This is a genomic window from Bradyrhizobium sp. 17, from assembly GCF_023073515.1.
Taxonomy (GTDB): domain Bacteria; phylum Pseudomonadota; class Alphaproteobacteria; order Rhizobiales; family Xanthobacteraceae; genus Bradyrhizobium; species Bradyrhizobium canariense_D.
In genome coordinates, this window is sequence record NZ_JADPJQ010000033.1 from 1 (window position 1) to 9,165 (window position 9,165).

The window sequence follows — 9,165 nt, forward strand, 5'->3', positions numbered from 1 at the left end:
CGGTCCAAACCGAACCGCAGACTCGCAGATCACACCGTCATCCGGTAGGTGGCCGCTGAACAGCGCTTACCCTGAGATTGCCACATCCGCCGCTGAGATGAAAAAGGCCGCAGGATCAGCTCATCTCCTGCGGCCTTTATTTTCCCGGGAAAATTGAGTGCTTACGTAATGGACACTTCCAGCCCCGGCTGTTGGCGATGGTTGCAGAACCTGGTTTGCGGGTTGAGTCCAAAACATCTGTTCCGAAGCGGAACATGGAAGGCTGTTGCGCCTGCGCAACGTTTTGCCCTGATGCGGAAGAGGGCGGGCGCATACCCCGAAGTTGTGCCGTGTTTCATCGAGAGTCGGACCCAGTATTCTTCCGGGCGGTTGAGACGTTGGAATCGGTGTAGATTCGGGGAAATGGTGAAAATGCAAGTGCGCCATCAACCGAAGCACCAAGCTCGGCCGACAGGGAGGGAAGCATGGTTGCAGCTCTGCAGATAAACTTTGCGCTGTGGGGAATGATTGTTTGTGCCGCCTGCGCGTTTCTGCAACTGGTCGAACTATTTTAGAACAGCAGAAGCTTCGAACTAACCACTCTGAAACGTTTGTGGGCGATGGTACGCGCACCGGTCTTAAGCGAGTGGGCCGGTACAGAATGAGGCCCTAGTGCATCCAAGCAGCGCTAGGGCTTTTTCGTCGAAGCCGTGACTCGGACCAGAGCGAACAGCTCGGGTTTACGCCACTCTATTTTTTTCGCTCGCGATCTTCGTACTTTTCTACACCGGGAATCACCGCGCTTTACGAGGTCGACCTCTTGAATGGGCGGATAACAGTGAAGCAGGGCGTATTCGTTGGTATATGGCGCAGGTGAACGGACACAAACGTTGGCGCCAACCGGTAGATCGACCAACTGGCCATCCATCAGCATGTAGCTGCAGCTGTCATCTTCTTCGGTTTGTCCGCGGGACCATCATCGGCCGCCCCGGCTGAAACTAGCGAAGCAAGGGCGATGCCGGCGATTATGGGAGTACGCATTTGGCTCCCTTTCTATTCGAACGCGGTACGAAATGTCTGGCGCGGGCCTAGTGCCCGCAACCGATGTCGGTTGTTAGCCACCGCGGCCGACATTGGAGGAAGCATTATCCAGCCATCGCCGCGTTGCGTCGTCACTCCATCCGGGGACCGCGAAGCGCGCCCGAGAATTGACATCCGGGCTCGGACGTTCCGCCGCGGGGTGGCGCGCCCGAGAGTGACGCACCTTTGCAGCGTCGGCCGAGGTGCACAGGAGCATCAAGAAACTCACCGCCAAAACCGAGCGCATAGGTCAGCTCCAATTCCGCAACCGCCCCTATCTGATACTCCTGTTCCTCACAATCTGTGCCGGCTTCACAACTACGAGAAGGAGGCGAAAGCGCGCGAGCTACTGCGCGTCCTGGGTGAGGAAAAGGATATCGCTAATTCCGATCCGGGCAAGCCGAGCAGAGTACGATTGGGTGCCTCGGCCTCACACCGCAAGGCTCCGCCGGCTCTTGAGGCCGGCGGTTCTCACGGGTGGAGGCTAATCTTCCAAGGTTAGATAGTGCAGCGATGTCCAGGGATTCAAATTGCCACCGGGCAAGGTCCTTGCCCCATGCTTCAAAAGCTCCTCCACCAGTGAACTGAGCTGGCTCTTGTCCGATATGAAACCATGGTCTAGCCTCATTTGAGACTGGAATCGTAGATCAATATCTCTCCCGCGCTAGAGCGGGGAGACTGCGAGACGTGGCTAACGAGCGGCGACGTAGCGTCTATGTTGCGCAGATATTGGTCGACGGCACTCCTGTGCGGTGCAAGGTCCGCCACCTCACGGATTCCTCTGCGATCGTCCAAATCGATAACGCGCCTTTCGTGCCCGCGGCATTTGGGCTGCGCGTTCCAAGTGCTGGCTTGGATATTGATTGCTCCGTTGTATGGCGTGATGAGCGCCGTCTCGCTGTGAAGTTTCTGAACTGACCCACGTCTTTGTTGACGCGCGTCCCTAGCTTCAAGTGGGACCGTATTGAAGCCGCTGCATGCTTGGCCTCGGCCGAGTTGCATCTTGGCTTTCACAAACCGCGCGCCCGCGCGATCCAACGCGGCATCGCCGCAAGGCGTGAAGCCATGCGTGTGAGGGCATGCTGTAGGCGGGGGGAATGGCAGTTTTCAGCCACAATCCGTCCTTGCTTACCGCGGCGTTCCCGTTGCACGCACATCTGCAAATCAGAATATGGGTCTAGATTGCTAGGTAATCGCGAGCACGGTCCGCACGAGTTGCGCGACCTGAAAATTGCTCTGGCCGCAGCACTTGGGCGGTCGAAATTCAGCGGGTGCCCTTTGGATCGCAACCGCAATCACTGCTCGGCTGTGACTGCGAACCTGTTGTGTTGCAGTTGAGGGCGCAGCTGCTGAAGGCGATTGAGGCACCGAACCTGAAGCGGGATTAGCCGCGAGTATGGTAGCATCGTTGTTCCCGTTGTTCTTACGGAGCCTGCGCGGCCTTTATTTGCGCCTACGATATGTTTGCCTGCATGTCCGACCACAAGAATGGTCCGCCCAGTTCAGAATTGTCTCTCATCAAGGATGGCGTCGCACCGGGTTGTCGCATCGTGTTGGCCGAGGCGGCTGGTCGAAGATTATCCGGCACGTTCGGCGTTGTCCTTGGGCTAGGCTCCACGCGCAACCAGGTACGTGTGCTCTTAGACGGCTCCAAACAGCCGCTCACACTTCACATTCGGTATTTGGATCTACTTGACTCGGGGCATGCCGACTGAATCAGCGTGCCGTCTATCGCGTTCGCGCGCCGGGCGGCCAGCCATTCTTTTGTCGGAATTCCCGCACTAGTTTTGGTTTTTGAACAATGGAGAGGTCAAGTGGCTTTGGGGACAGTGAAGTGGTTTAATCCGACGAAGGGTTACGGGTTCATTCAACCTGACAACGGCGGCAAGGACGTCTTCGTCCATATTTCGGCGGTTGAGAAAGCCGGCTTGAGCAGCCTCAATGAGGGAGCCAAGGTCAGCTTCGATGTCGTGAACAATCGCGGCAAGGACTCGGCGGAAAATCTGCGTGTCGGGTGAGGCGCCCGAGATCCGGTCTAGCGCAGACTTGCAGCGTTTCGGCAGGTCTTAAGGGAAGGGAGCGGGAGTGCTCAATGTACTCCGCTTTCCGTGCCTTTTGAGATCGCACGCATCACAGCCTCAAGACGGGCTGCGATGCCGCTCATCCGGCGTGCCGCATCTTGAAGCGCTGCTCTATCGGTCGGCCCGGCCCCATTCGCGAGATTTAGTTCGTTTTGCAGGTGCTGGAATTCCGCCTTGCACCGGTCCAGCTCGGCGAGAAGCATCACGAATTCGTCCATTGGCGAAGGGCCCTTCGGTCGCACGGGCTTTAGGATGAAGCCCACCAGCCCTCGGGGAATGGCTCCAGCAAAATCCACTCGACTTGGTTGTCGTTGTCAGGCGTACAGACAACGCCTGCATTGGAGGCGCGAGGCAACGTAAGCGGACTGCCAGGGCGCGCGGTTCGCGACTGCGAAGGTGGCGCGAACCAGAACGTGTCAAGCGCAACGGGGGCGCGCCACGGGCGCGGCGCTCTGCTTCTTCGACTAAAGCTCGAAGATATTCCAATTCTGAGAGTTGAGAAGTGAGTTCGCTAAGTCGTTGAGCATAAAGGATTGCGCGAGAGCCTCGCATAAAATGTCCTCCCCAGTACAAAAAGCACTATCAGGACGGCTCAGAGCAAACAGAGTCAGCGTAAAAACCTAGAATACCACAGGTAAATCGGATTTCAATCACCTCAGGCTTACTGCCTCAGGGTGTGCCAATTGGAACCTCTCGCGCATCTGAATGTTCATCGGCAAACAACCCGCAGGAGTCGCCGATGAACAGAATGCTTTTGTCGCTCGGGACAGCAACCTTGATGGCGATCTCAGTTGCCACCGCAACTGCGAAGGATAAGCAAAGCGAAACGTTCCTCAAGAAGGCAATCGAGGGCAATTTCGCTGAAGTGAGCATGGGAGAGCTGGCGCAGCAGAACGGCCAGAGCGATGCCGTCAAGTCGTTCGGCAGAATGCTCTCCACAGACCACGCTGCCGCCAATCAGAAGGCTTTAAATGCTGCCCAAGGATTGGGAATGAACCCGCCGAGCGGCCCGAATGCGAAGCAAAAAGCCGACCATGACAAGATGGCAAGAATGTCCGGCGAAAGCTTCGACAAGATGTTCGCATCTCACATGGTCGCAGACCACCAGAAGGATATCGCCGAGTACAAGAAGGCGTCAAAAAGCAAGGACGCTGCGGGAGAATATGCTTCCGGCCAGATAGACACATTGCAAAAGCATCTGGACACGGCAAAATCGTTAAAGGCCGGTAGTTGATCCGACGCCTTCATGGAGAGGCGCGAAGACTGCCTACGCCGGCTGCCGAGCGTTTTAGATGATGTCGGGGCGGACCAGCTGATAATTCGCGACCGGTACATCGAGTATGCGTTCGGCGGGAATGACGCGCCCGCGCTTGCAGAGGCCGAAATCTTCGCCCGCGCTCATGGCTGCACGTTTCATTACAATCGCATTGAGCAAGAAGGCGTGTTCGCCAGGTCGTATCCCGCCGGTGGCCGGGCTTAAGGTTTTAGGAACGACCGCGCAGATTCAGTCTGCTTCTTTAAGCTGGAATAGCGAGATTCGACTGATGCCTGGCTACGGCCGAGGTCTGCTGCAATGTTGCTGAATGACGCGCCGCTCGCCCGCATCTCTAAAAGCATCTCGTCGTCCTCTGCGCACCAAATCGTCGAACTCTTTGGAGCCCCGGTTCGGACCATTTCCACCCCGCTGCCGATTTTTGCGCGATCAGACAAAAAAGCACGACCGCGATCAGGCAAATTACGGCGACTGGCATCCCGAAAACAACCGCCTACAGGTTGGGCAGTCGTACAGGCGCACGCCGCATCGGCAGTGTTAGCACTGCGAACACGCGGCGGGTGTTGCCGGCGGGCGGAGGCCCAGGGCTAACCGACCCATTGCGCGAAGGCGTGTCCGCTCCTTCGGCTTGTTCGCCCTCGCTGCTTGCGGAAGCGTTGTAACCGACCGTACACGGCCTGGCGACTGCGACCCAGGCGCTCGCCCAGCTCGGTTGCAGTCATGCCCTCTCCGAATAGCGCAAGTAATTGCGCTTCTTCTTCGGGAGACCACGGACGGATCTCTTGTCGATCGTTGGACATCGATTTCATGCCAGCAGTAGCGCTGCGGACCATCGTATAGCAAGGTGGTAAATGATCAGCTCCAGGTTTGGAGCGTGAACGTCGCGAGGTTGCGCTTGCACCCAGTTTGCTCGGCCAGGGCCGAACTGGCCACGCGGCTATAGGGCGGTCCAGGGTGGCCGCGTAACGATCTGTAAGTATTGGGCATGCAAAATAGCGCCTTTCTGCGCGTGATCAGGCCGACCAAGGAGATCGCCGTGACATCAGATAATGATGACGAGTTGGCTGTTTTGACGCGAGAGATCGCTGACAAGGTGACCTATGTTCAGAGCCAAACTATCCTGATCGAGGTCCTTAAGCGAGACGGACACGACGTATCCGACTATGAGAGAGGGCTGGCTAAAGAGCGGTCGCGCTTGGCAACGCGGATCGCGAGGCAGTTTAGATTGCTTGAAATAGTTTCGACCAATGAAGGACCCGAGACAGCCGCGTCAACTCAAGGATAAGTAATCATGTCGGATCGCCGGAAGACCGATCGTTCGGACGTCGACTTGGGCGCATACATTTTTGGAGATGGCGGCAGCCAACGTTGCCGCGTTTTCAACATCTCGGAGGACGGGGCTGGGATCGAGCTACCGGCGAAGCTGCACATGCGTGCCACATTCAAGATGATGTTGGAAAGAGACCGTATCATCCGAGATTGTCGTCTCGTTTGGTCCAGTAATACTCGCATCGGCGTGGTGTTCAAAGCCGATTGAGTCGGCTCTGGTAGGTTGTCGGTGCCAGCCAAGTGCCCCGCGGGACAAAGGTCTGGGAGTGTTACCACGCTGTCTAGCGGGAGGCGTCGAGCGTTGTTGCTGCGGGTCAACGACGACACACGCTGCGGGGCTGTGAGGAGGGCGCCCGGTGATCCGCTTCGCAAGACCCTGTCGTTTTGACAGGTGCGGGCCGTCCCGACATGTGGGCATGATCGCGACTAAAAGGACGAGAGCCGCGGCTATGCGTTACTACTTCCCGATTTTACACAATGGCGAGACACAGGCGGACGATGTGGGAGAGCTATTCGGCTCTGCTGAGCTAGCCGTCCATTACGGCGCCCGTGTCGCTCGGGACATCGCCAGCGATCCCGATTGCGACCGTGATGCGGGCACGGTTGTAATCGTGGTTGACGCCTCCGGTGCTGAGATCGCGCGGCATAGACCACAGTTGATGCGCATCGACGGCCAGACTCGGCGAAAACGATCCGGCGGACTCGGGAGAGTGAGCCGGCACTCTTAACGGAATGCATGGTTGGCGGTTTTCGCCGGCATACCATCGTAACTCGCGGGCGTTAGCAAGGCGAGTGTGCCCTTCATCGCCGGAATTTATTCCAAGCCGGCTTGGCAGGATTTCGCTTCGGGAAGCCCATTCCAGTGATTTCGACAGGGATGCGCTTTCTTCCGATAAGCAAGCCGTTCAAATGAACGGCGACGTCCATATGGTGAGTTCCGCGGTATTCCGAGTCGCGCGATACCGTTAGACCTGTCCCGACCCTGTGCCCAAGGTCGTTTTTGAGTTCGGCTTCTTTGCCGGAGTTTCGAACCATCCAGCTGACCGTCGTTCCCGCCGGCAGTTGGTGCGCATTTGCCAAGGTGAACTTGATGTCGCAACCCTTAGGGATCGGTCCAATGCGATCGGTGTCTCTGTAGGTGTGACGGCCAGTTGAAGCCTGGACGGAGACAATAGGATTGAATTGGATAGTGGCAAGTGCTCGGCTGTGTTCCTTCAGGACAGCCTCCTCCTCGTCATCGTCCTCCGGCACCGGAAAGAAGTGATCAAAGGCCTCAGACCATATCTCAGCGCTCGCAGCCTTCGTTGACGCAGCCAAAGCTCGATCAGCGATCGATAGCAGTTCATCGAGCTTCTGGACGAGCGCGGTCGATTTTTCGCTATTCAAACGATTTAGATTTTCTTTCGTGTTGGCTGGGTTTTGAACTTCCGCGTCCTCTCCTAGTCGAGAAGCGATCTTGGATACGACCTCGCGCAGAAATTCGTCGTCGCCGGTGAATTGATCACGGTCCAGACCGTCAAAAGCGTCTGCTACAAGCACCGTGATCAAGATCGACGATGGACGCCCATCGGCTTCGATTTTTAGAGCAGACCACATCTTAAGGTAACGAACCAATCGCCGGCACCTGGCCCTGTCGACTTGTCCTGTGATCACCTTCCACCAGGCGTAGATTGCCTTGGGGTCGCTATTGTCCCAATTGTTCTCCGACGTTGCGAGCGATCGAGCGTCCCGGCCGTCATCAAGATGATAGGCCGGCACGTCGATATGAAAATTTCCATCGAAATGGATGCGGCTGCATTTTGCTCGTGGTTCATCGACACCGCTCGCATCGTTGGTGTCGTCGCCAACGTAATCAGCAAGGCTATCTTGAACGAAGCTTTTGAGGTCGGTCGGATCGTGCTCGCCGTCTTCCGGCTGACCGGACCATATGAAATAGACACCAAGATCGATGTCGAACTCTTCGTCTAGGCTGGCAGGTCGAACCTGAGTGCTGAACTTGTAAGACCCCTGCAGCCAAGAAGATATTCGGCAATCGGAGCGTTTGGCGAGATCCTCTTTCAAATGCTCGGCGAGATCGTTCCAGCGCTCTTTCTGGGTGTCATACTGTTCGTCCGAGGGACGCACCCGCCAGTCGAGACAATTCTCGGCGTCATCGGAGTTGTAGAAGAGACTTGCGGCGATACCCATCACAAGTCCTTTCGATTGTAGAAAGCCGCAGGCGCAGCCGTGTGTTGCAGAAACGAACGCAGCGGTCCCTTCCCAAGGTGCTCACGAACCGATGCCTCGGCAAGCGCTCGAAGGTCGTTGATTGCTCCCAAGCTTGCGCAGTCGAGAGCCAGTTTCCGTTCTTGTTCGGGGGACTGCTGATGATCGATTCTCAGGTAGCGGGTTTGAAGGCGATGCCCGATCATGGCATCGGTGTTCAGCTGCTGAGCCGAGATCATCACGCGCGGCAGACGCTGATTTTCCATCCATCCCATCCAACCGAGATCGATCTCTCCCGAATTCGAAAACGAAAAGCGCGACGTGGTCGTACCGATGCTCAAGATCGAAATGTCTTTGAGGGGATGTTCGAGAAAGTACTCGGCCTCGTGTAGCGCAAGATGGTCCGGGGAGTTAGCGTAAAGCCCTCCGTCAGCGAATAGCTCGCCGCGGATTTGATGAAGTGGAAAGAAAGTTGGCGCTGCGGATGTGGCGAGCGCGACATCGACCACAGGCACCGTCCAGTCTCGATGGAACGACGGGTGGTGGTCGGTCTTGAAGACTTGAGGTGATCCCTTCGTGAGATTGACGGCCGGCACCATGACGCGATGCTGGAGGTGCCCGATCTTTTTCTTTTCGTCGATGATGCTCGTGATTGTTGCCCGCAGCTTTCCTGCGCGGTATTTCGCATGGCGCGCGTTCGACATCAGGGACAGGCGTTTCGCCAGATTGCTTTGAGGGGGCGGCTTGCGTGAAAATATCTTCGGGCCATCCACAGCAATAGCATTTCTGATCACGCCAGCCTGCACCTCTGCAGCGAGACCTAAGGCCATGATGCCGCCAATCGAGGTGCCGGCGATCAGATCAAAGCATCGTGCAATGGGGCGATCGATCTCCGCTTCGAGCTCGGCCAGAACGCATGCCGTGTAGAGGCCCATAAAGCCCCCACCGGATAAACAAAGGATCTGAAAAGCCAAAGTAGGTCTCCTAAACGACCAGCCGCAGTCGGACGCGGACCTGAGGGAGCGCGACACGTCGAGGCTAATTGAGATCTCCCGACCCGCCGCTACCGCAGGCGGCGAGGTGTGCGGACGGAAACGGGAGATGCTACGTGATCTTAAAGTGTGTTTCGGCATGGAATAAGGACCCCGCGTATTGCCGCATCAGCAATTGTTACCCTGATGGCACGGATGCGAGGTCGACTGATCGGCCGCGCCAGGT

8 protein-coding genes are annotated in these 9,165 nt (G+C 57.0%); 4 read left to right on the plus strand and 4 right to left on the minus strand.

All coding sequences use genetic code 11. The features are described from left to right. The first annotated feature begins 2,873 nt into the window (after positions 1 to 2,873). Positions 2,874 to 3,077 (plus strand): cold-shock protein, encoded by a 204-nt coding sequence (locus IVB13_RS04955; RefSeq protein WP_247487996.1) that lies wholly within the window; start codon positions 2,874 to 2,876, stop codon positions 3,075 to 3,077. A gap of 71 nt (positions 3,078 to 3,148) precedes the next feature. Here the strand turns inward: IVB13_RS04955 and IVB13_RS04960 are convergent, their stop codons facing one another. Further along, positions 3,149 to 3,358: a hypothetical protein gene (locus IVB13_RS04960; protein WP_247487984.1), complete on the minus strand. Its 210-nt coding sequence runs from the start codon at positions 3,356 to 3,358 to the stop codon at positions 3,149 to 3,151. 521 nt (positions 3,359 to 3,879) lie between these two features. Between IVB13_RS04960 and IVB13_RS04965 the strand changes: the two genes are divergently transcribed. Continuing rightward, positions 3,880 to 4,374 (plus strand): DUF4142 domain-containing protein, encoded by a 495-nt coding sequence (locus IVB13_RS04965; RefSeq protein WP_247487987.1) that lies wholly within the window; start codon positions 3,880 to 3,882, stop codon positions 4,372 to 4,374. 54 nt (positions 4,375 to 4,428) lie between these two features. On the opposite strand, the gene IVB13_RS40135 is transcribed toward IVB13_RS04965, so the two are convergent. Beyond that, positions 4,429 to 4,557 carry a hypothetical protein gene (locus tag IVB13_RS40135; RefSeq protein ID WP_256467298.1) on the minus strand — a complete coding sequence of 43 codons (129 nt, stop codon included), beginning with the start codon at positions 4,555 to 4,557 and terminating at the stop codon, positions 4,429 to 4,431. A gap of 841 nt (positions 4,558 to 5,398) precedes the next feature. Between IVB13_RS40135 and IVB13_RS04970 the strand changes: the two genes are divergently transcribed. Next, complete coding sequence (locus tag IVB13_RS04970; RefSeq protein WP_247487989.1) at positions 5,399 to 5,698, plus strand: hypothetical protein; 300 nt, start codon at positions 5,399 to 5,401, stop codon at positions 5,696 to 5,698. Positions 5,699 to 5,704: 6 nt separating this feature from the next. Continuing rightward, positions 5,705 to 5,950 carry a PilZ domain-containing protein gene (locus tag IVB13_RS04975; RefSeq protein ID WP_247487990.1) on the plus strand — a complete coding sequence of 82 codons (246 nt, stop codon included), beginning with the start codon at positions 5,705 to 5,707 and terminating at the stop codon, positions 5,948 to 5,950. Between the two features lie 593 nt (positions 5,951 to 6,543). Here IVB13_RS04975 and IVB13_RS04980 read toward each other — a convergent pair. Together IVB13_RS04980 and IVB13_RS04985 are read right to left on the minus strand one after the other, a co-directional pair. Beyond that, positions 6,544 to 7,929, minus strand: coding sequence for a cyclic GMP-AMP synthase DncV-like nucleotidyltransferase (locus IVB13_RS04980; protein ID WP_247487992.1), 1,386 nt, complete (start codon positions 7,927 to 7,929; stop codon positions 6,544 to 6,546). Then, positions 7,929 to 8,921: a CBASS cGAMP-activated phospholipase gene (locus tag IVB13_RS04985; protein WP_247487994.1), complete on the minus strand. Its 993-nt coding sequence runs from the start codon at positions 8,919 to 8,921 to the stop codon at positions 7,929 to 7,931. The genes IVB13_RS04980 and IVB13_RS04985 overlap by 1 nt, the downstream gene beginning before the upstream one ends. Between the last annotated feature and the right edge of the window lie 244 nt (positions 8,922 to 9,165).